Origin of the sequence: Mesorhizobium sp. M7A.F.Ca.CA.004.06.1.1 (genome assembly GCF_003999135.1) — a bacterium.
Lineage (GTDB): Bacteria > Pseudomonadota > Alphaproteobacteria > Rhizobiales > Rhizobiaceae > Mesorhizobium.
The window spans coordinates 1-634 of the sequence record NZ_RZPQ01001363.1 but is presented as its reverse complement, the minus strand read 5'-3'; the positions used below and the strand labels follow the sequence as shown (position 1 = coordinate 634).

Genomic DNA, 634 nt, shown 5'->3' with positions numbered 1-634 from the left:
CTTCCTGCACTAGGTCGGCAAGGGGGCCGCCGACCTCGTGCAGGAAGACGACGTCGTTCTCCCATTCCTTGACCCGCATGGTCACGTTGGAGAGCCGCGCCAGCTTGCCGGCCAGCGAGGTCATTTCGTGAAAGTGAGTGGCGAAGATCGCCCGGCAGCGGTTCTTCTCATGCAGATACTCGACTGCCGCCCACGCGATCGACAGGCCGTCGAAAGTGGCGGTGCCGCGGCCGATCTCGTCGAGGATCACCAGTGCGCGCTCGCCGGCCTGGTTGAGGATCGCCGCCGTCTCGACCATCTCGACCATGAAGGTCGAGCGGCCGCGCGCCAGATCGTCCGAGGCGCCGACCCGCGAGAACAGCCGGTCGACGACGCCGATATGGGCCGATGTCGCCGGCACGAAGGAGCCGGTCTGGGCCAGGATGGCGATCAGTGCGTTCTGCCGCAGGAACGTCGACTTGCCGCCCATGTTCGGGCCGGTCAGGAGCCAGATCGCACCGTTCTTGGCGCTGCCCTCCGGCGACAGGTCGCAATCATTGGCGACGAACGGGCCATCGCCGGAACGGCGAAGCGCTTGTTCGACCACGGGATGCCGCCCCCCCGCAATTTCGAAGGCGAGGCTCGAATCCACCAC

1 pseudogene is annotated in these 634 nt (G+C 66.6%); it reads right to left on the bottom strand.

What is annotated here, in order from left to right:
- Positions 1-634, bottom strand: a pseudogene (locus EN906_RS36345) (DNA mismatch repair protein MutS); the annotation flags it as partial.